The 21148-nt window shown below is 71.5% G+C and carries 16 protein-coding genes; 8 read left to right on the top strand and 8 right to left on the bottom strand.

Annotated elements, in window-relative coordinates:
• Nucleotides 1-45: 45 nt before the first annotated feature.
• The gene (locus OWM54_RS29150; protein WP_267699628.1) at nt 46-1200 is read left to right on the top strand and encodes a PAS domain-containing sensor histidine kinase; all 1155 of its coding nucleotides are present in this window, start codon (nt 46-48) and stop codon (nt 1198-1200) included.
• Here the strand turns inward: OWM54_RS29150 and OWM54_RS29145 are convergent.
• A complete protein-coding gene (locus OWM54_RS29145; RefSeq protein ID WP_267699627.1) occupies nt 1197-3950 on the bottom strand; it encodes a winged helix-turn-helix domain-containing protein in 2754 nt (917 codons plus the stop codon). The genes OWM54_RS29150 and OWM54_RS29145 overlap by 4 nt on opposite strands.
• Before the next feature lie 406 nt (nt 3951-4356).
• Here OWM54_RS29145 and OWM54_RS29140 point away from each other — a divergent pair, with 406 nt between their 5' ends.
• Entirely contained in the window at nt 4357-4725 is a 369-nt protein-coding gene (locus OWM54_RS29140; RefSeq protein ID WP_223748348.1) for a hypothetical protein, read from the top strand.
• On the opposite strand, the gene OWM54_RS29135 is transcribed toward OWM54_RS29140, so the two are convergent.
• From OWM54_RS29135 to OWM54_RS29125, 3 genes are all read right to left on the bottom strand, one after another.
• Nucleotides 4716-5462, bottom strand: a complete 747-nt coding sequence (locus tag OWM54_RS29135; protein WP_267699626.1) for a hypothetical protein — start codon at nt 5460-5462, stop codon at nt 4716-4718. The genes OWM54_RS29140 and OWM54_RS29135 overlap by 10 nt on opposite strands.
• 122 nt (nt 5463-5584) lie before the next feature.
• Nucleotides 5585-6421, bottom strand: coding sequence for a TIGR02452 family protein (locus tag OWM54_RS29130; protein ID WP_267699625.1), 837 nt, complete (start codon nt 6419-6421; stop codon nt 5585-5587).
• 144 nt (nt 6422-6565) lie between these two features.
• Nucleotides 6566-7441, bottom strand: coding sequence for a hypothetical protein (locus tag OWM54_RS29125; protein ID WP_267699624.1), 876 nt, complete (start codon nt 7439-7441; stop codon nt 6566-6568).
• Between the two features lie 276 nt (nt 7442-7717).
• On the opposite strand from OWM54_RS29125, the gene gstA reads away from it, so the two are divergent.
• Together gstA and OWM54_RS29115 are read left to right on the top strand one after the other, a co-directional pair.
• On the top strand, nt 7718-8326 hold the full coding sequence (gene gstA, locus OWM54_RS29120; protein WP_223748344.1) for a glutathione transferase GstA: 609 nt from the start codon (nt 7718-7720) through the stop codon (nt 8324-8326).
• Nucleotides 8323-8682 carry a VOC family protein gene (locus tag OWM54_RS29115; RefSeq protein ID WP_046715961.1) on the top strand — a complete coding sequence of 120 codons (360 nt, stop codon included), beginning with the start codon at nt 8323-8325 and terminating at the stop codon, nt 8680-8682. Before gstA ends, OWM54_RS29115 begins: the two co-directional genes overlap by 4 nt.
• On the opposite strand, the gene OWM54_RS29110 is transcribed toward OWM54_RS29115, so the two are convergent.
• Genes OWM54_RS29110 through OWM54_RS29100 form a run of 3 tightly spaced genes read right to left on the bottom strand, consistent with a single transcriptional unit; the run spans nt 8666 to nt 13569 of the window.
• Complete coding sequence (locus OWM54_RS29110) at nt 8666-9334, bottom strand: TetR/AcrR family transcriptional regulator (protein WP_223748343.1); 669 nt, start codon at nt 9332-9334, stop codon at nt 8666-8668. The genes OWM54_RS29115 and OWM54_RS29110 overlap by 17 nt on opposite strands.
• A gap of 18 nt (nt 9335-9352) precedes the next feature.
• Nucleotides 9353-12463, bottom strand: a complete 3111-nt coding sequence (locus tag OWM54_RS29105) for an efflux RND transporter permease subunit (protein ID WP_267699623.1) — start codon at nt 12461-12463, stop codon at nt 9353-9355.
• Nucleotides 12460-13569, bottom strand: a complete 1110-nt coding sequence (locus tag OWM54_RS29100; RefSeq protein ID WP_267699621.1) for an efflux RND transporter periplasmic adaptor subunit — start codon at nt 13567-13569, stop codon at nt 12460-12462. Before OWM54_RS29100 ends, OWM54_RS29105 begins: the two co-directional genes overlap by 4 nt.
• A gap of 314 nt (nt 13570-13883) precedes the next feature.
• Between OWM54_RS29100 and OWM54_RS29095 the strand changes: the two genes are divergently transcribed.
• The 4 genes from OWM54_RS29095 to OWM54_RS29080 all read left to right on the top strand — a co-directional run bounded on the left by OWM54_RS29095 (nt 13884) and on the right by OWM54_RS29080 (nt 19686).
• Nucleotides 13884-14939, top strand: a complete 1056-nt coding sequence (locus OWM54_RS29095) for a GIY-YIG nuclease family protein (protein ID WP_267699620.1) — start codon at nt 13884-13886, stop codon at nt 14937-14939.
• Between the two features lie 156 nt (nt 14940-15095).
• Nucleotides 15096-15380: a hypothetical protein gene (locus OWM54_RS29090; protein ID WP_248546171.1), complete on the top strand. Its 285-nt coding sequence runs from the start codon at nt 15096-15098 to the stop codon at nt 15378-15380.
• A gap of 150 nt (nt 15381-15530) precedes the next feature.
• The gene (locus tag OWM54_RS29085) at nt 15531-16925 is read left to right on the top strand and encodes an ammonium transporter (RefSeq protein WP_267699619.1); all 1395 of its coding nucleotides are present in this window, start codon (nt 15531-15533) and stop codon (nt 16923-16925) included.
• A 220-nt stretch (nt 16926-17145) separates the two neighbouring features.
• On the top strand, nt 17146-19686 hold the full coding sequence (locus tag OWM54_RS29080; RefSeq protein ID WP_267699618.1) for a hypothetical protein: 2541 nt from the start codon (nt 17146-17148) through the stop codon (nt 19684-19686).
• Between the two features lie 13 nt (nt 19687-19699).
• Here the strand turns inward: OWM54_RS29080 and OWM54_RS29075 are convergent, their stop codons facing one another.
• Complete coding sequence (locus tag OWM54_RS29075; RefSeq protein WP_267699617.1) at nt 19700-21121, bottom strand: hypothetical protein; 1422 nt, start codon at nt 21119-21121, stop codon at nt 19700-19702.
• Nucleotides 21122-21148 lie beyond the last annotated feature (27 nt).

The raw sequence follows: 21148 nt of genomic DNA, 5'->3' as shown, positions 1-21148 counted from the left end.
GCGTGTCTGGCTGGACGTCAATGTCCGCGTGGTGGGCGAGGAGACGTGGTGCTCGCCGCGGACATCACCCGGAGGCAGCGCGCGGAGAGCGAGGTGGCCAGGACCGAGGAGCGCTTCCGTCAGCTCGGCGAGCGCTTCCAGGTGGCGCTGGACTCCGCGCAGATGGCCGTCTGGGAGACCAACGTCGCCACCGGTCAGGTGTTCCGCTCGGAGGGACATGACCGCCTCTACGGCTATCCCCATCCGCTGGCGGAGTGGACGCACGAGCGGTTCATCGAGTCGCTCCACCCCGACGACCGCCCGGCCGTGCAGACGCAGCTGAATGACATCGCCGCGGGCAAGACGGACTCATACGTCTCCACCTTCAGGACCCACTGGCCGGATGGCTCCTGGCACTGGCTCACCAGCCGCGCGCGGGTGCTGCGCGACGCGACGGGCAAGGTGATGGTGGTGCGAGGCGCGCTGCTGGACATCACCGCGCTGAAGGAGACGGAGTTCGCGCTGCAGGAGGCGGTGCGCACGCGCGACGACTTCCTCTCGCTGGCGAGCCACGAGCTGCGCACGCCGCTGACGTCCCTGCGCCTGCAGGCCCAGCTGCTGCGGAGGCTCGCCGAGGGCCAACCGCAGGAGACGCTCGGCTCACCCAAGGTCCAGGGGAAGCTGGACACCACCGAGCGCCAGCTGCGCAGGCTGGGCGCGCTCGTGGACAACCTGCTCGACGTCAGCCGCATCCGCACGGGCAAGCTGGACTTCCACTTCGCCGATGGAGACCTGGCCGCCGTCGTGGCGGACCTGGTGGCGCGCTTCGGCGACGAGGCCCGGCACACCGGCGTGCCGCTGAGCGCGAAGGTGGACGGGCCGATGGAAGGCCGCTTCGACCGGCTGCGCCTGGAGCAGGTGGTGAGCAACCTGCTGTCCAATGCCCTGCGCTACGGCGCGGGCAACCCCGTGTCACTGTCGCTCACGCGGCACGGCGACAAGGCGAAGCTGACGGTGTGCGACAGCGGCCCGGGCGTGCCCGTGAAGGACCGCGAGCGCATCTTCGAGCGCTTCACCCAGGGCGACAACGCGCGGCGACAGGGCGGGATGGGCCTGGGCCTCTACATCGTCCGGCAGATTGTCGAGGCGCACGGCGGCCACATCCACGTGGAGGACACGCCCGGCGGCGGCGCCACCTTCGCGGTGGAGCTGCCGCTCTAGGACGCGCCGGGCTCATCGCGGACGAAGGCGAAGCCCGGTGGCACGTCGAGGCGATAGCCCGGGTCCTCGAACACCAGCCGCGCGCCGGTGCCCTCCAGCATCTCCCGCAGGTGACGCACGTGCACGCGCAGCGCGTTGTCGTGCAGCCTCGGGTCATAGGCCGCCTCCCACATGGCCCGCACACAGTCCTCCTTCGGCAGCGTGCGGCCCGGACGTCGGGCCAGCGCGTAGAGCAGCCTTCGCGGGAGCACGCGTTTGGCGAGTGAGACGGAGCGAGCCCCCGCGCGCAGCGCGTGGTGGCGCGCGTCGAGCACCACCGCGTCCGACGCGGCGACGGGCGCCTCGACGGCCAGGCGCGCGCCGGTGGAGGTCACCACCCGCAGCGAGGCGAGCGTGCGCGCCAGCTCGGGAATCAGCTCCGGGTCCGCCTCGCCCTCCGCCGCGGAGCGCGCCGCGGCCTCCAGCGAGGCACGCGACTCCGCCGCGCGCTCGGCCAGCCGGTGCAGCAGCGCCCGCGCCAGGTGCGCCAGCGCGCGCTCCAGGGCGAAGTCCTCGCCGCGCGCCAGCGGCTCCAGCGAGGCCAGGAGTCCCTCGGCGCGCACGCTGTCCCCCGCCGTCGCCGAGGCCAGCGCCGCCAGCGCCCGCTGCCGCGCCGCCATGCCCGGACGCACCTCGCGAGGCTCCACCACCGACGGGCGCTCCACCTGTCTCAGCACGTCGGCGGAACGGGCGGACTCGGCGGCGCGGGCCAGTCCCTCGGCGCCTCGGGCCCTCGCGTCCGCCGCGGCCTCGTCGAGCAGCGCGAGCCCCTCCGCGCGCCGCCCCAGCTCCAGCAGCATGCGCCCGGCGCTGACGCGCGAGAGGTGGTGGATGAAGAGATAGCCGCCCTGCTGCGCGCGGGCCGACGTCTCCCGCAGGCCCGCGAGCGAGGCCCCGCGCTCTCCGCGCTCGCCCCGGACGAGGGCGGCGATGCAGTCGAGCTCCAGCGCCAGCCTGGGCGCGCCCAGCTGGCCCAGCTTCTCCCGCGCGCCCGCGAGCGCGGCCTCTGCTTGAGCGAAGCGGCCGAGCCTGCTGAGGATGCCCGCGGACATGGCGGCCACCAGCGGCCCGCGCGAGTTGAGCGGCGCGTCCTCCAGCAAGGACAGACACTGGTTGAGCGGCTCCTCCAGCCCGTCGTCCCGGCCTTCAATCCAACACATCAGCGCGCGGGCATAGGCCCCCCAGCCGAGCACGCGCCGGTCCTCGGACGCGGAGCACGCCGCGTCCAGCATCTCCAGGGACTCATCCAGTCGCCCCTGGAAGAAGCGCAGCGCGGCCCACGCCAGGAGCTGCTGGAGGAACACCTCCGCGTCGCGCGGCATGGGCATCGACTGCAGCGTCCGCTCACACGCGTCCAGTTGCAGCGAGAAGAGCGCCACGCGCACCAGCACCGTGCCCACCTGCTCGCGCAGGTCCGCGTCCCCGTCCTCACCGAGCGACGCGCGCAGCGCCGAGAGCTCCTCGTAGGCACGGCGCAGGTCCAACAGGCGCACCTGGGCACGGGCCCGCGCCAGCCCCACGTCGGGCGTGCACAGCGCGGGCGGCAGCGAGCCCAGGAGCGTGAGCAGCTCCCCGGCCGCGCCCTGGCGCACGAGCGCCTCCGCCTCCCCGACGATGAAGGCCCGACGCTCCTCGTGCCGCCCCAGGGCCTGCAGGTGTCGGGACATCGCACGCACCCGCACCACTTCTGGCAGCGGCTCGCGTGACAGCAGCGCGAGCAGCGCCTCGTGTGCGGCCCGCGACTCCTCGGCGCCGAGCAGCGACTGGAACGCCTCGCGCACCAGGTCGTGCACGCCATGGCGGCCGCGCGCGTCCGTCTCCACGAGGAGCCGGGCCGACAGCCTTCGCAGCGCCTCGCCGGCGCCACCGTCCGGCAGCACGTCGGCGAGCGCGGAGGCGGGCAGCGGCAGCTCCGACAGCGCGAGCACCGCGGCCACGCGCCGCTCATCCGGCGGCAGCGACGAGAGCGCCGCGCGCACCGGCTCCTCCACGTCCGCGTCGTTCGCGTGCGCGCGGCGAAGGAGGAACGGCACACCCCGGGAGCGGGCCCAGGCCGCGGCGAAGCCCTCGCGCGCGCCATACAGCGCGTCCAGCTGACGCCACAGCAGCTTCGCGGCGGACTCCGGCAGCCCATCCAGTCGCAGCTCGATGCGGTCCGGGCTCGTCGCCAGGCGCGGGAGCTCCTCGCGCGAGGTGGCCAGGAGCGCGCCCTTTCGCAGCCGCCCGCCGAGCCCCTCCACCAACGCCACGCGCTCCTCGCGCGCGAGCACGTGCAGGTCATCCACCACGAACAGCGCCCCGCGAGCATCCAGCTCCCGGGCCAGGTCCTCCAGGCGCGCGTCGTCCGACAACGCCTGCGCCACGGGCGCCTCGCGCAAGAGCCGGCGCGCGTCGTCCACCACCGAGTCCAGCGCGTCCCCCGGAGCGATGCGCCGGTGGACCACCGGCCCCCGATGGCGCGCCGCCACCGCGGCCACCAGCGCGGACTTGCCCACCCCGGGCAGGCCGTACACCACGCCGGTGCGCACGCGGCGCAGCAGGCCGCTCAGCCGCTGGAGCTCCTGCTTGCGTCCGACGAAGACCGCGGGCGGCCCCACCCCTCGCGGCGTGGATGTCCGCGCCACCGCCTCGCGAGGCTCCCGCTTCCCTCGCGAGGCCGTGCCCTGGGCACGTCGACGACCACGGGGAGGAGGCGTCGTGCCGGCGCGCATGCTCACCTCGTCACGACCTGACGCGGGTCACCGGCCCGGGACGCTCGCCTCCCCTCACCCTGTGTGAGGGACGGCGGGAACAACGTCTCGAACTCCAGCGCGCGGCCAGGTCTCATGTGCCCCAGCCTGACACACCCTCCTGTCCCATTCGTATGTCCCACCTTGGACACCTGGGGTGTGCGCCCCACGCGAGCCGCACCTACCCGGTGAGTCCCCAGCCGACATCGTGGGTTCCAATATCACTCCGATTTTTCACATTTTGTCGCCCGTCGAGAAGGAATTGGCGCCCGGACGAAAACAACCGGAAGTGAAATCGCGCATCATTCCCCGGTTACCTGAGGGCCAGGGAGCAAGCAGCCGTACCCGGTCAGCGAGCCCCCAGGTCTTACGTCCGGAGGGCGCTCCGATGTGGATCGAGACCATCATCATGCCCCGGGAGGAGCGCGAGCCACGTCCGGCTCCGCCTCCCCGAGACAGGCGCGCCGCCCTCGTCGCAGCAGGCGAGGAGAGCCGTGCCTTGCGGGATGACGTGATGCGGTTCCTGAGCGCGAACCACCTGCTGGGCGCGGTGAAGTGGATGAGCGAGCCCGGCTTCCTGCCGCTCATCACCCTGCACTGCACCGAGCGCGCGCTGGAGAAGCTGCGAAGCGCCGCGGAGTTCGTCGTGGGACGCGCGTCACCGGTGGATGCCTACCCGCCGCTGACCTCCACGGAGCCGGAGCTCTCCTCGGAGCCGGTGCCCATGGCCGCGTCCGCCTTCGCGCGCTACTCCTGACGCCACGCGGGCAACTCCACCCCGGCCCCGTCCCGGGCATTCGCCGCCTCGGACTCCAGCAGGAAGGCCCCCAGCTCCAAGAGATGCTCGGCGATGCGGGCCGCGTCGTCGGTGGAGGTGACGAGCCCCCGGAGGGCCTCCTCCGCGGACTCAGCGTCGGCCACGTGAGACACCCACTCCGGGCACCCCTCGTCCCCGGTGGCCGCGCACCAGTCCCGCGCGCCCTGGCGAAGCTGCTCCGCCTCCTCCGCCGTGAAGACGAGCACCGCCGTGTCGCCGTGCGCCGCGCACCGCGCATGCACCCGCCGCAGCGCACGCACGAGCAGTTGAGCCACGCCCCGGAGCGTGACGTCGTAGACGTGGCGCTCCGGCGCGTCCACCTCGCCCCGGATGCCCAGCACGACGTCGCCGAGCAGCAGCGTGTAGCGGAAGTCCTCCCGGCCCGTGCGAGCATCCTGGGTGAAGACGCTCAGCTCCCGGCCCCGCCCCGCCAGGCCCGTGGCCACGCGCATGGGCTGGAGGCCGCCCCGGCCCATGAGCTGCGCGTACGACGCGCGCCCCAGGACCTCGGTGGCGTCGACATCCAGCCGCCAGCCTCGCCAGCTCGCGCAGACGCCGGGCTCGAGCACCTCCGCCGCGGCGCCCCCCTCGCCGCGCGCGAAGTCCTCCAGCACCGTCAACATCTCCCGGGGGCCGCCGAGGACGCGAACGGTGCGAGCATCCAGCCGCCGGAACACGAGTGACGTCTCTTCCCGCGAGTCCCCAACACTGCGCCAGTCCCCATGCATCGGCTTCCCCCTCGAGCGGCTGCTCCAGGGAGTTGTCGTCCAAATCGGGACGGGCGTGGGATTAAACGGAGTTAAATCCGCGCCCCTCCGCCGCCGAAGTGCTCCTGGAAGGCGCGCAGGTTCGGCCCGTCCCCGCCCCGCTCGTACACGGCGAAGACCACGCGCGAGAAGGCGCCGTACAGCTGCGTCAGCGCGCTCGAGAAGGCCTGGGCCACCTCCGCCGGCTCGTTGCGGAAGACGCCGCAGCCCCACGCCCCCAGCACCAGGACCTCATGCCCCTGATGCGCGGCGACCTGGAGCACCTTCAAGGCGCGCGCCCGCAGCACCGCGTGGAGCTGACGCCGCTGCCGAGGGTCCTCTCGCAGCACCACGCCCGCGTTGGGCCCGGGCGCGGTGAGCATCGAGAGGAGGAAGGGCCGCTCCAACAGCTCCAGCGAGTCGTCGCGGAAGAACGGCACGTCCGGCGAATAGATGAGGTGGTCCGTGTAGAGCGCCGAGCGCTCCTCGCGGTTGGCGTCGTAGTACTCGCGCTGCGTGAGCAGGCAGGGATAGAGCGCCGAGCAGCGCGCCAGGTCCTCCTCCTGCGCCTTGGCGCCGCCCAGGAAGCCGCCGCCCGGGTTCCTCGCGGAGGCGAAGTTGAGCGCCGCGACACGCGTCAGCCCCTCCTCCTCCACCAGCCTGCGCGCCGCCTGCCCCGTCTTCTCGCCCGTCACCTCGATGCGCGGCGCCGTGCCGGCCGCCAGCCCCCGAGGCGTCAGTCCCGAGAAGTCCTCGGGGCGGTAGAGCACCGTCCCCCGCACCGCTCGCTCCACCAGGTCGCCCACCTGGACCACCCGGCCCGAGGGCGCCACGTACTGTCCTTGCTCCGTGATGCGCACCGTCTGGCGCGCAAGCTCCTTCAACGACATGACCCGCTGCCTTTCGATGCCAGCCCCGTGGTGAGCACGAAGCTTCGTGTCACACAAACACGAAGCTTCATCCTTCAACCTGACAAGGCGACGCGCGAAGGCCCCGGGCCCCGGAGCGGGAGGGGGCCCGGAGGCGCGGGGGCGCTACTCGCAGCCGATGCGCTGGGTGCTGCTCACCGCGACGTTGTCGATCCACGTCTCGGAGGCGGACGGCCCCTGCGGATGGACGAAGCCGTAGCCCACCATGAAGGTGTTGAACGAGCGCATGCCAATCTCGGTGAACTCGTGCGCCTTCGCGCCATCCACGTACACCGTGGTGGTGCCGTGCGTGCTGGACGCGGTGGGGCGACGGACCTCCCACTCCAGACACACCCAGCGGCCGGTGGACATGCCCAGGTTGACCGGCGGCCCCTGGCGGTTCCAGCCCTGGCCGTTGCGCGCGGACCAGTCATCCAGCGCGAAGCCCGTGTCCTGGATGACCTGCAGCTCGAAGCCGCCGAAGTCATTGCCCGCGTCCGAGAAGAGGACGAAGAAGGTCCCCATCTGCCCGAAGTCTCCCGGCAGCGAGGTCATGAACACGTGCGCGCGCACGAACAACTGCGTGCTGAACGTGGGGCTCAACGAGCGGATCCACCGGGCGATGGCCTCTCCCTCGCCCTGCTTCTCGTCGATGCCGTCCTCCGTCACCACGTGCAGCGAGCGCGAGCCGGTGTGTGGCTTCGTGCCATCCGCGGTGATGGTGGCGTGCGTCTTCTGCTCATCCCAGCTGCCCTGGCCGCTCTCGAACGTCTCGCAGAACAGCGCATGGGACGGACACGACGCGGTGCCCGTGCCGCCATCACCGCCACCCGGCGTGCCGGAGTCGGGCGTACCGGAGTCCGGGGTGCCGGAGTCGGAAGTGCCGGAGTCCGGCGAATCACCGGCATCGGGCTTCGGGTCGTCGGAGTCGCCGGAGCACGCCGGCATCGCGCCCAACGCCAGGAGGGCGAGGGGTAGCAACAGAGTGGCTTTGAAGCGCATAGGGTCCTTCCAGGCCGGGGTGGACGCCGGCCATGTCTGCCTGATGGAGCGCACGCGAGGCCGCGGCTTGCTCGGGGGTCAGGGAGGCAGAGAACTACCACCGCGCGCGCCCCCCGGGCAGCGGGGCCCGGTGGACCCAGGAGCCCACGTCGTCACCCGAGCGACACCCGTCCGACCGACGAGGCAGGCCGTGGGAGCACCACGGAAACGGTGGCATCCCACCTCGGGAAGGTGCACAACTGCGCGCCGCGAATCCCACACGCGAGGTCTTGCACCATGAAGCTCTACTACACGAATGGCGCCTGTTCCCTGTCCCCGCACATCGTCCTGCGTGAGGCGGGCCTGAAGTTCGACGTCGAGAAGGTCGACCTGCGCTCCAAGAAGACGGAGACGGGCGCGGACTTCCTCGCGGTCAACCCCAAGGGCTATGTCCCCGCGCTCGTGCTCGACGACGGCAACGTGCTGACCGAGGGCCCCGCCATCGTCCAGTACATCGCGGACCAGGCGCCCCAGTCCAAGCTGGCCCCGGCCAACGGCACGCTGCCGCGCTACCAGCTCCAGGAGACGCTCAACTTCATCTCCACCGAGCTGCACAAGGCCTTCAGCCCCCTGTTCAACCCGGCGTTCCCCGAGGACGGCAAGGCCATCTACAAGGAGCGCATCGCGCAGCGCCTGAAGACGCTGGACGGCGTGCTGGCGAAGCAGCCGTTCCTGATGGGTGAGCAGTTCACCGTCGCGGATGCGTACCTGTTCACCGTGCTGAACTGGGCGGCGCCCATGAAGGTGGACCTGGAGCCGTTCCCGGCCGTGCGCGCCTTCCAGGCCCGCGTCGCCGAGCGTCCCCATGTGCAGGCGGCCCTGGTGGCCGAAGGCCTCAAGAAGTGAGCACGGCGTTCGTCAAGCTGCTCGTCACGGACCTGCCGCGCTCGCTCGCGTTCTACGAGGCGCTCGGCTTCGAGCGCACCCAGTCCGAGCCGCCCTTCGTCCGCCTCCAGTGGGCGGGCGCGGTGGACGTCTACCTCGTCGCCCCTCCGGCGCAGCTCCAGCTGGAAGGACGGCGGGGGCTGGGCGTGCTCGTGGGCATCCGTGTCGAGGGCCCCAGCGGACTGGACGAGCTGCTCCTGCGCGCCCAGGCCCAGGGGGCCCCGGTGGAAGGTCCCGCCGTGCAGCCCTGGCACACCCGGGAGGTCGTCGTCACCGACCCGGATGGCTACCGGCTCAACTTCATCGAGCCCGCTTGAGCCCCGCCGGGCTGGAGGGCTTCTTCGCGAGGCCCTCCAGCAGCAGCTCCACCATCAGCTCCGCCGCGCGCGGCAGCGGGCGCAGGTCCACCCACGGGTCCTCCTGGGTCTTGACCAGATGCAGGGCCACCAGCCCATGCACCCCGCCCCACACCACCTGGCTCACCAGCTCCACGTCCTGGTGCTCGGGCTTGAAGCAGCCCGCGTCCTTCGCCTCCTGCACCGTCTTGCGCAGGAAGGCATAGGCGTCCTGCTCCGGGTTGTCCTGCTCGAGGGACTCCTCCGACTTGGACCCCACCTCGGCGGGGAGGCGGTCCATGAAGAGCAGCCGGTAGGTGGTGGGGTGCTCGCGGGCGAAGTCGACGTACGCGCGCCCCATCTTCCTGAGCCGCTCCAGCGGGTCCTTCACCCGGGCGACCTTGTTGAGCACTTCCGCGAAGCGCAGGAAGTCGTGCGTGCACAGCTCCCGCACGAGCGCGGCCTTGTCCTTGAAGTGGACGTAGATGGCGGTGGGGCTGTACTCGATGCGCTCGGCGACCCGGCGCATGGTCATCGCCTCGTAGCCCTCCTGGCCATAGAGCTCGCGCGCCGCGTCCAGGATGCGCTGCCGCGTCGCCTGCTTCTCCCGCTCTCGCCGCTCCTTGATGCCCATGATGCCTCGCTCGTGCCGCTACACCGCGCCTCCGGGGGACAGGACGCTACCGCCGGACACGGCCGGCTCGCGAGCCTCGGCTTCGGGCTCCACCTCCGGGGCCAGCAGCTTGTACACCACGGGCGTCACCACGCGGGTGAGCACGGTGGAGGAAATCAACCCGCCGATGATGACCCACGCCAGGGGTGAGTAGAGGCTGCTGTTCTCCAGCGCCAGGGGCAACAGGCCGCCGAGCGCCGTGAGGGTGGTGAGCAGGATGGGCAAGAAGCGCGTCTCGCCCGCCTGCTCGATGGCCGCGTCCACCGACAGGCCCCGGGCCCTCAGCTGGTTCGTGAAGTCCACCAGCAGGATGCTGTTCTTCACCTCGATGCCCACCAGCGCGATGAAGCCGATGGACGCGGTGAAGGACAGCGTGTTGCCGGTGAGCCACAGCGCGGCGATGCCGCCCACCAGGCCCAGCGGAATCACCGACGCCACGATGAGCGCGCCTCGGAACGTGCGGAACTCCAGCACCAGCACCGCCAGCACGCCGAACGCCGCGATGATGCCGGCGGCGGACACGCCGTCGAAGCTCTCCTGACGACTCTTCAGCTCTCCCGCCATCTCCAGGCGATAGCCCGCGGGCGGCTTCACCTCCGCGTCCAACCGGCGCATCGCCTCCTGGATGACGTTGTCGTTGATGAAGCCGGTGGCCACGCTCGCGGAGACGGTGACGGAGCGCTCGCCCTCGTGATGGGTGATGCGATTGGGGCCCGCCTCCAGTCGCACCCGCGTCACCTGTCCGAGCGGCACCTGGGCGCCGGTGACGCTCGCCACGTGCAGCCGCTCCAGCGCGCCGAGCGCGGGCCACGCGCCCGACTCCAGGGGCAGCCGCACCAGGATGGGGTGGTCGTCGCCCTCCTCGTCCCGGAAGGAGCCCGCGGGCAGCCCCGCGAGCCCGAAGCGCACCGCGCGCGCCACCTCCGCCGCGGGCACGCCCAGCCGGCCCGCCTTCTCCCGGTCCACCTCCACCTGCAGGTCCGTGCGGCGCGTCTGCACCGGGTTCTTCACGTAGAGGGTGCCCGGGGTGCTCTCCAATACGCGCTGCGTCCGGTCCGCCAGCTCGCGCAGCGGCTCCAGCTCCGGCCCCACCAGCCGCACCGCCACCGGCGCCTCGATGGGCGGCCCCTGCTCGAACTCGCGCACCTCGATGCGCGCGCCCGGGTACGTGGACAGCTCCGCGCGCAGCAGGTCGAGCAGCGCGGGCGTCTGGCGCGCGTCATACGACTCCAGCTGCGCGAAGACCTCGCCCACATTGGGGCGCTCGGGGCTGGGCTGCACGTTGTAGTAGACGGAGGGCTGCCCCCGGCCCGCGTTGGCGGACACCGAGCGGACCTCCGGACGGCGGCGCAGCACGGCCTCCACGAAGCGCACCGCGCGGTCGGTCTCCGTGAGGCTGGTGCCCTCGGGCGTCTCCACCTGGACGTAGAACATGGGCGCGCCGGCCTTGGGGAAGAGGCTGAAGCCCACCACAGGCACCAGCGCGAGGCTGCCCGCGAAGAGCCCCGCCGCCACCCCCAGCGTCAGCACGGGACGCGCCAGCGCGCGGTGCAGCACGGGCCGGTACACCCGCTCGATGCCGTGGTGGAGCCAGCGCAGCACCCGGTTGCCCTCCGGGTGCTCGTCCTTCGAGAGGACCAGGCTCGACAGCAGCGGAATCACGGTGAGCGACACCAGCAGCGACGCGAGGATGGTGAACACCACTGCCATGGGCAGGCCCCGGATGAACTGGCCGGAGGTGCCGGGCAGGAACACCAGCGGCACGAAGGCCAGCACCAGCGTGGCGGTGCAGCCGAGCACGGCCAGGCCAATCTGGGACGTCCCCTCGATGGCGGCCTGGACCCGGGTGCGCCCCATGCGCAGGAAGCGCGCGATGTTCTCCACCACCACGATGCTGTCATCCACCAGCAGCCCCAGCGCGATGACGAAGCCGACGATGGAGAGCTGGTTGAGCGTGAAGCCCGCGTGGTGCAGCGCGGCCAGCCCCAGGGCCAGGGACAATGGAATCGAGACCATCACGACGAGGCTCGCCCGGAAGCCCAGCGGCAGGAGCGTCACCAGCACCAGCGCCAGCGCCAGCGCGAAGTCCACCGCGAAGCCGCCCAGCCGCCTCTTCACCTGGAGCGACTGGTCGAAGCCCGTCTCCAGGCGCATCCCCGACGGCAGCTCCTCCGCCCACACCCGGGCCACCTCCAGCACCGCGTCGCGCACCGCGAAGACGTTGCCGCCGTCCTTCTGTGTGACGCCCACGAAGGCCGCGCGCTCCCCGTTGTAGCGGCCCAGGTGCACGGCGTCCTGGTCGCGGAAGGACACCTCGGCCACGTCCGACACCCGGACCACGCCGGACGCGCCGCCGGCCACCACCGTGGCGCGCACCTGCTCGAGCGAGGTGAACTCACTGCCTGTCTTCACGTTGAAGCGGCGCGTGCCCACGTCCACGCTGCCCGCGGGGATGTTGAGGTTGGCGCCCGTGAGCGCCTGGAGCACCTGGTCCAGGGACACGCCCACGCGCGCCAGGCGCTCGGGGTCCAGGGACACGCGCACCTCCTGCTTCGCCGCCGCGAAGACCTCCGCCTTCTTCACGCCCGCCACGCGCCCCAGCCGGTCCGAGAGGTCATCCGCGCGCCGCTCCAGCTCGCGCGCCGGGACGTGCGGCCCCACCAACGCCAGCTGCACCACGCTCACGTTCGACGCGCTGTGGCGGATGACCTCCAGGCGCACCAGCCCCGACGGGAGCCTGGGCCGGGTGGCGGTGACCTGCCGCAGCACCTCCGCGTGCTTGTCGCCCACGTCGGAGGACGACTCGAATTCAATCTCCACCTGCGCCAGCCCGTCCTCCATCTGGCTGGACACCTCCTTCACGTCGTCGAGCTCCTCGAACGCGTCCTCCAGCGGGTCCACCACCAGCTGCTCGAGGTCCGAGGGGCTCGCGCCGGGGTAGACGGCGACGACCGTGAAGCTCGCCATCGGGAAGACGGGGTCCTCCGCGCGAGGAATGGAGAGCGCGCTGGAGACGCCCAGCGCCACCAACATGGCGAACACCACCAGGGTGAGCTGGGGATTCTTCACCGCCGCCGTGGACAGCCTCATCGCGCCTCCACCACCGCCACCGGCTGGCCCTCGCGCAGGAAGGACACTCCATCGGTGACGACCTGGGCGCCCGCCTCGACGCCCTCGGACAACGCCGCGCGGCCGGTTTCGGAGGAGAGGAACGCCACGCGCACCCGCCGCCGCGTCGCGCGCTGGCCGTCCTGGGCCAGGACGAAGACGCTGGCCGTGTCGCCGTCCCCCTCCAGCAGCGCCTCCACGGGGACGAAGCGCAGCGCCCGCCGCTCCGAGGGGAAGACGCGCGCCTTGGCGGAGAGCCCGGACAACAACCTCGGCGCGGCGTCCGACGGGGACATGAGCAGCTCCAGCTCCACCTCGGCCGTGCCGAGCCCCTGCGTGGCGGCGCTGGCGATCTCCCGCACCCGCGCCTGGAAGGTCCGCCCCGGATAGGCATCCAGGAACACCTCCGCGGAGTCCCCTTCCCTCACGCGCACCACGTCACGGTCCGCGAGCTCCACGCGGACGACCCAGCCGTCCTCCTCGCTGGCGAACAGGAAGAGCGCCTGTCCGGGCGCCACCACCTCGCCGGGCTCCACCATCCGCCGGAGGATGCGGCCGGCGGCGGGCGCGACGAGGCTCGTCTGACGCTGCTGGAAGGTGGCGACCTTCAGGCCCGCCTCCGCGACCTCGAACGCGGTGGCGGCGTCCTGGAGCTGCACGCGGGTGGCGACCTGGGCCTCGAACAGACTCCGGGCCCGCTCCAAGTCCCGCGCGGCCTTGTCCCGAGCCTCGCGCGCCTGCGCCACCTGCGGGCCCACCTCCGAGGGGTCCAGCGCCGCCAGCACCTGCCCGCGCGTCACCGCGCGGCCCTCCTCGGCGGAGACCTGCCGGACGATGCCACCCAGCTTGAAGGACAGCCGCGACTCCTGCTTCGCGGCCAGCGCGCCGCTGGCCCGCACGGGCTGGGCGACCTCCTCCTCCATCACCACCGCCGAGCGGACCCGCACCGGAGCCTCTTCACGGGAGGCGCGCTCCGACGCCGCGGTGGCGGGAGGAGAGCACCCCGCCACCGACTGCAGACCCAACAGGAGGACGGCGAAACCGCTCACCCACGCGGCGCACAGGCTCAACGACGGGGCACGCATCATGACGCGACTCCCGCCCGCACCGGCTCGGGCGGGCCAAGGCCCGGCCCTCTCGTGGGCGCGGGTTTACATCGGCCATCCACTTAACGACGTTAACTCATCGAAACAAGTCACCTGACAAAACTTCACAAACCCAGGGATACACGTTCCGACACGGAGCCTGGTTGCACGGCGCCGCTCGCCCACTCGCCAGGGTGGTGCCGGGCGGCTCGCCCCACACCCAGGCATGACGCGGCCGGCGCGGCCATTCCCCCACCGCCTCCAGCGAGGTGTACGGTGTCCCGTCCGGCGCCCGTGGCGCCGTGCGCCTCCGCACCATGTCTTCCCGCATCGCCACGCTCCTCGACCACGTCCGCGCGCACGCCGAGAACCGGCCCGGCGTGTACCGGATGCTGGGGCCGTCGAGCGAGGTGCTCTACGTGGGCAAGTCGGTGCGCGTGCGCTCGCGGCTGCTCTCCTACTTCCGCGCGGAGCCGGGCGAGAAGGCCGCGGACATCATCGGCCACGCGCACCACGTCGAGTGGGAGCACACGCCCAGCGAGTTCGCCGCGCTCTTGCGCGAGCTGCGCCTCATCAAGCAGCACCGCCCCCTCTACAACGTGGAGCACAAGCGGGACCGGGGACACTGCTTCCTGCACCTCACGAAGGAGGCCATCCCGCGCCTGCACGTGGTGGGGCGCGTCAACGGCGCCAGCGGCGACTACTACGGCCCCTTCCACGGGCCAGGCGCGGTGTCCGAGGTGGTCCGCGCGGTGAACGACCTGCTCGAGCTGCGCGACTGCGCCGCGGACACGCCGATGCGGCTGGCGGACCAGGGGCAGCTCTTCCCGGTGAAGCTGGAGCCCTTGTGCATGCGCGGTCAGCTCTCGCGGTGCCTGTCTCCCTGCGCCGCGGGCTGCACGCATGCGGAGTACCACGCGCGCGTCACCCAGGCCCGGGCCTTCCTGGAGGGGACGTCCGACGCGCCGCTCGTGCTCCTGCGCGAGCGCATGGCGCTGGCCGCGCGCCGCCTCCAGTTCGAGTACGCCGCGGAGCTGAGGGACCGCGCGGAGCGGCTCGAGGCGCTGCGCGGGTGGATGGTCTCCCTGGGACGGACGATGAAGCGCCTGTCCTTCGTGTACACCGTGCCCGGCTACGCCGGAGAGGACCGCGTCTACATCCTGCGACGAGGCAGCGTGCGCGATGAGCGCCCCGCGCCCCGCACACCCCAGGAACACGAAGCGCTCGCCGCGCGCGCGCGGGAGGTCTTCGAGCGCCCCGAGCCCGAGACGCTCGGCCTCAAGGCCCACGAGGCGCAGGAGGTGATGCTCATCGCGCGCTGGTTCCACCTGCACCCCGAGGAGCTGGAGCACGGCGCCGCGCCTGGGGCCTGAGCACCGCCCATCGCGCCACGTCGGTTCGTATGTCCCCGTAGGACTCCACCCGCGGGAGGGTGAGCACCGCCATCCCGGGTGTGGCGTTCACACGTCACGAGCGCGCGTCAGTCCCAGCGGCTATGACTGCGCCACTCCACACCCCTTGGGGGACTCATGAAGGCCCGACTCTCGATTGCCACCCTCGTGGCCGGCTTGCTGGTGTCGTCCACCGCCTCGGCGGCCATCACCGTGCGCTACTCCAACCGCGACTCGCGCGACTACACGTGGAGCGCGGTGTGCAGCGGCGTGAAGACCCACGTGTCCTTCGGCAAGAACCAGACGGCCTCCCTCACCATCCCGGGCTCCGGCCCCTGCACCGTCCAGACGGACAAGGGCAAGGTCGTCCTCAAGGGCGGCGAGGACCTGGACATCAAGGACGGCGGCATCGTCGTGAAGTAGCCAGGCCTGTCTCGGAGGCCCAAGTTCCATGGTTTTAGCTTAAAAATCCGCATATTTATCCTCCAGAACCCACAATTAGCCCCTGGGGAATTGAAATCAGCGGCCACCCTACCCATACTGCATCGCGTCAGTCCTTGCTGGGGAGGCGCGATGAAGAAGTGGTTGGCAGTGGCCCTGCTGGTGGGTGTGGGCGTGGCGGGCATGCTGGTGACGCCGGCGGCGCAGACCCGGCAAGGGGGGCCCATCAACCCGGCGGACACGGCGTGGATCCTCACCGCCACGGCGCTGGTGCTGCTGATGACGCCGGGGTTGTCGTTCTTCTACGGCGGCATGGTGCGGCTGAAGAACGTCGTGTCCACGCTCCTGCAGAGCTACATCGCGATGGCGGTCATCAGCCTGCTCTGGGTGGTGGTGGGCTTCAGCCTCTGCTTCGGTGACAGCTTCCACGGCCTCATCGGCGACCCGCGCACCTTCTTCATGTTCAGCGGCGTGGGGGGCGAGACGCATCCGGACCTGGCGCCCACCATCCCCCTGCTGCTGTTCGCGCTGTTCCAGCTCAAGTTCGCCATCATCACCCCGGCGCTCATCACGGGCGCCTTCGCGGAGCGGGTGCGCTTCAAGGCGTACGTGCTCTTCATGGTGCTCTTCACGCTCTTCATCTACGCGCCGCTGGCGCACTGGACGTGGCACCCGGAGGGCTTCCTGCGCACGTGGGGGGTGCTGGACTTCGCGGGCGGCACGGTGGTGCACATGTCCGCGGGCTTCGCGGCGCTGGCGGGCGCGCTGGTGCTGGGCCGCCGGCACACGCACCTGGAGAACGCCGCGCACACGCCGGCCAACCTGCCCTTCGTGATGCTGGGCACGGGCATGCTGTGGTTCGGCTGGTTCGGCTTCAACGCGGGCTCGGCGCTGTCGGCCTCGTCGCTCGCCACGCTGGCCTTCGCCACCACCAACACGGCGTCCGCGGCGGCGATGCTCGGGTGGATTGCGTTCGACTGGCTGCGCGGCCGGAAGCCCAGCGCCCTGGGCGCGTGCGTGGGCGCGGTGGTGGGCCTGGTGGCGGTGACGCCCGCGGCGGGCTTCATCACCGTGGGCCAGAGCATCATGGTGGGCCTGGTCTCCAGTTTCGTGAGCAACTGGGCGGTGCACTTCAAGAACCGCACCTCGCTCGATGACACGCTGGACGTCTTCCCCTGCCACGGGCTGGGCGGCGTGGTGGGCATGGTGCTCACAGGCGTGCTGGCCAAGGACGTGGGCCTGGTGCACGGCGAGACGACGACGTTCCTCAAGCACCTGGCCGCGCTGGTGCTGGTGTCCGTCTTCTCCTTCGTCGGCTCGTACGTGCTCTACAAGCTGGTGGACCGCATCGTCCCGCTGCGGGTCCCCCGTGAGCACGAGGAGCTGGGCCTGGACCTGAGCCAGCACGGCGAGACGATGGGCGAGTCCACCGGCTTCGCCGCGCCGCACGCCGCCCCCCCGAGCACGCCGGCCGTCGTGGAGCCCGCGCCGACGACCCCGGACTCGACACAGCCGCTGCCCGCCTGACGGCCCCACCGGGGCACCGGGTCTTCGCGCCCGGTGCCCGACGGGATTGTTGACCACCGGCTGCGCCGGCACGCGGGTGTCCACCGCCGACCACGCATCCGTACGCTGTCCGACGCTCCCCACGCCCGCCTCGCGATGGGGCCCGAGCGCGGCTCCTAGTCTCCCCGCCGTTCGCGCGCGCCCCTCGTGAGTCGGGAGCCGCCAGTCCCGGGGGGACACCATGCGCCGAGGTATCGCGGTCCACGCCGCTCGAGTGCTGCTGCTCGTGGGACTCGTCACGGGTCCCTCGGGCGCGAGCGCCTCCGGCCCGCCGACGCGCGAGGAGTACTTCCGCTTCGTCCCGCTCTCCTACCCGCGCATCGTCCGCCAGACGAGCGCGAGCCAGGCGCTCGCGCTCTACGGCGACCCGGCGGACCCGGGCTACCGCGACGAGGCGCCGCGCGACGGCATCGACGACGAGCGCTTCCGGGTGCTGCAAGCGCTGGCGGTGCGCTTCGCGCCCATCCTGGTGAAGAACACGTACACCTTCCCCATGGACCACAAGGTGTTCCGGGACCTGCCGGGGGGCCTCCTGCTGAGCCTGGACACGTGGGACCTCGCCAAGCCCGGCTCGGTGCTGATGCGCAGCGACTCCATCAACTTCTCCACGCTCGGCCACCCGTGTCCCGAGGACGGCGCGCCGGAGAGCCTGTTGAGGACCGAGTCGTCCGGCCGCGACGCGCGCGACGACTGCCGCCTCATCGCGCTCCTGAAGGAGTTCCACCCGGACCACCCCACCATCCCCCGCCTGCGCCAGGACGCGGTGGCCGCCGAGCAGGCGCCCTTCACCGTCATGTACCTGGACTTCCCCGGGTATGACCCGGACACGTGGCACGAGGCCTACGCGAGCCCGCAGCCCGGGCAGATTGCGCGGCGCTACCTGGGCACGGAGAAGGTCTACGCCCACCCGTTCCTCGCGGAGGTCCGCGACGCGGAGCGCGGCCTGCTCGGCTACGAGCTGTTCATCCAGTACTGGTTCTTCTACCCGTTCAACGCGGGCGGCAACAACCACGAGGGCGACTGGGAGCACGTGAGCGCCGTCATCACGCCGCTGTCCGCCGTGGAGCGCGTGCTCACCGAGGAGGAGCTGCGACGCATCCTCTCGGGAGGCTGGCCGGCCGACGGCGCGGACCCGCTGGTGCTCAAGCGCACCGAGTACTTCTTCCACCACAACGCGATGGTCTTCGACTTCGCCCGCCCCAACGCGTACCTGCCCCGCAAGCGCTGGGAGGAGCTGATGGAGCTGCGCGGCGAGGACCGGCCCGGCGAGAAGAAGCTGCTGGCGCGGGTGCGCAGCTACGTCTGGGCGGACGAGGCGGAGACGCGCATCAACACGCACCCCATCGGCTACATCGGCGCGGACTCGAAGGGCCTGGAGCAGCTGCTCGCCTCGCCCGGCCCGCATGCGCGCGAGTCTCACGCCACCTATCCCTTGCCCGGCGTGTTCAAGGGCGTGGGGCCCGCGGGCTCCACGGAGGCGGTGCCCAAGCGCTTCGACCACCAGGAGTACCTCGGCGACCCGAAGCGGCCGCTCCCCGAGGGCGTGGTGCGCTACGACATGGCCGAGCGCATCGACCTGGTGCCCGACTGGGAGCGCGTCTACGACCTGGCCATCGAGGACCCGTCCGTGCGCCGCGAGTGGTCCTGGCTCATCCTCCCGCTGCGCTGGGGCTACCCGTCCGCGAAGTCGCCGCTGGCGGGAATCATCTCGCACTCGGACATGGGCAACCTGTCCATCACCGGCCCGGCCTTCAGCGAGGGCTGGAACCGGCCCGCGCCCAACGCGGGCTTCATCGGCTACGCGCCCGGAGAGCTGCCGTGGTTCTTCCCGCTCGACGTGCAGGACAACTTCTCCAACAACCTGGGCTTCCTCAACGGGCCGGTGGCCGTGCTCATCAGCCTGCCGCCGTTCGACTTCGTCTACCGCGTGCTGGGGTTGCCCGTGCGCGCGGTGGTGGAGAAGCACGAGCCCGTCTACACGCCCCAGGCGAAGCTGCCCCGGCGGCGCGCGAGCGTGGAGGCCGGCGTCAGCGTGGGCCTGCTCGACAAGGACTTCGCGGGCCTGCTCCTCAATGACCGCCAGCTCGCCGAGTGGGCCCCGCAGCTGCTCGCCCTGGACCCGAGCATCGAGAACGCCTCGTCCGACTTCATCCAGCCGGTGGTGGACACGGCCGTGTCCGCCACGCTGAAGGTGAGCTTCTATCTGGGCGACCGCTTCACGTCGGAGAACACGCTGCTGCACTCGCGCAGCACGGTGGGACTCGACGTCCCGCTGGCGGACCGGCAGACCCTCTTCCAGCTGCGCTCCAAGCTGAACATGTGGGAGTACGCGGGCAGCATCCGCTACAACATCCTGCCCGGCGGCTTCCAGCCGTACGTCAAGCTGGGCTACGGGTTGACGTGGTACCGGCTCGAGGACGGCGCCATCAACGGCGAGCGGATGGCCAACCCCAACTCCTATTGGGTCCGCCTGCCCGGCTTCTTCCGCAACCTGTGGCCCAACACGTTCCACCTGGGCGCGGGCCTGGACATCATCCTGGTGCGAGGCTTCTTCCCCGGGCTGCGAGGCCTGGACGGTGGCATCCGCGCGGGCTACGTGCTGTCGCGCCACGAGCTGGGCATCCGGGACCTCGCGCCCCCCGTCGCGCTCGCAGGCCCCCTGAACGAGCCCGTGCACGTGCTGCGCAACACCTTCGAGCTGCTCGGCACGCTGAGCTTCTGAGCGCCGCGCGCGACTAGGGGAGCTCGGCCTCCGAATCGGAGCGCGCCGAGGTGTCCTCGGTGTTCCGCCCGAGGCCCAGCGTGATTCCGACGATGAGGGTGGCGTGGAAGACGTGCAGTCGCTGCGTCTCGCTCGGAGGGGGCAGCCCCGTCAGCGCCAGCAACTCCGAGAAGCGCTGCGTGGACTGACGGCCCCACCCCAGGTCGGTGCCCACGGTGACGCGCGTGGTGCGCACGGGGAAATGCAGGCCGGTGGCCACGTGGTACAGGTCACTGGTCGCAAGCAGCGTGCTGGTGTTGGGCAGCTTGATGGCGGCGCTGAAGTCGGTGTGGACGCTCAGGAAGATGCGCAGCCGGTCCCCCACGCGGTGCTCGACGCCCAGCGCCGTGTTCACCACCGGCTCGGAGCCGTAGAAGATGTCGCTGTCGAGCACACGCTCCGGTCCCTCCACGGGGATGGGGTCGCTGTCGAGCAGGCGGAACACCGGCACGCGCGCGAACACCTCCACCGCCGCGTGCAGCGTGGTGCCGCCGAGCAGGACGTTGCCGCCCAGCCCCACCGACAGCGGGCTCTGGAAGCGCGCGCGGACGCTCGACTGGAAGTCGGAGATGCGCGCGGGTCCCTGGATGGGGAGCCCCTGCTGGCTCAGCGCGCGCTCCAGCCCCACCTCGCCCTTGCCCAACAGGCCCAGCCCTGGCGTCGTCACCGTCAAGCCCAGGGCCCAGCGCTCACGCTGGTAGCACACGCCCACCTTGGCGAGCAGGCGCAGGTGCTGGACGCGATAGTCACGGTTCACCGCGGCGAGCACGGAGCCGCCGTCCGCGCCGCTGCCCTGGGAGATGGCCAGGAAGTCCCCATGCTGCTGACGCCCGGCGAGGAACGGGGTGATTCCCACGCCCAGCGTCTTGCTCAACGGATAGGCCCAGCTCACGCCGGCCCACAGCTCCTTCACGCCGTGCTCCAGCCGCACGTCGGAGGACAGCTGCTCCAGCCCCTGGACGCCCAGCAGGTTGCTCCCGGAGAAGTCGTCACGACGCGTGAGCAGCGTCTCGAAGCCCTGGCGCGTCAGCAGCGCGTAGCCCATGCGCGCGCGGCCCAGCCACTTGAAGCGCAGGGGGCCCGCGATGAAGGCGGGCAGCGCGTCGAAGCGCGACGTCGTCAAATCACGGCCGGGCCCCAGGCCGTTGACCAGTGCCAGGCGCGAGTACTCGAAGACGTTCCCCGTCAGCTCCAGCTCCAGGTTGCTGACGAGCACCAGCGCGCCGGGGTTGTAATAGACGGCGCTGATGTCCGCGGGGTCACCCAGCAGCGCGCCGCCGAGCAGCCACGCGCGGTTGCCGAACTGCCGCGTCCAGTAGTGCGCGTCCTGCGCCCACACAGGGCTCGCGAGGAGGAAGGCGATGAGCAGCCATCCCCCACGCCATCGCGTCTTCATCCGAGCAAGCCCCGAGGTCCGCTCCCG

It is taken from the genome of Myxococcus sp. MISCRS1 (genome assembly GCF_026626605.1).
Classification (GTDB): domain Bacteria; phylum Myxococcota; class Myxococcia; order Myxococcales; family Myxococcaceae; genus Myxococcus; species Myxococcus fulvus.
This window is presented reverse-complemented; position numbering and strand designations above follow the sequence as displayed.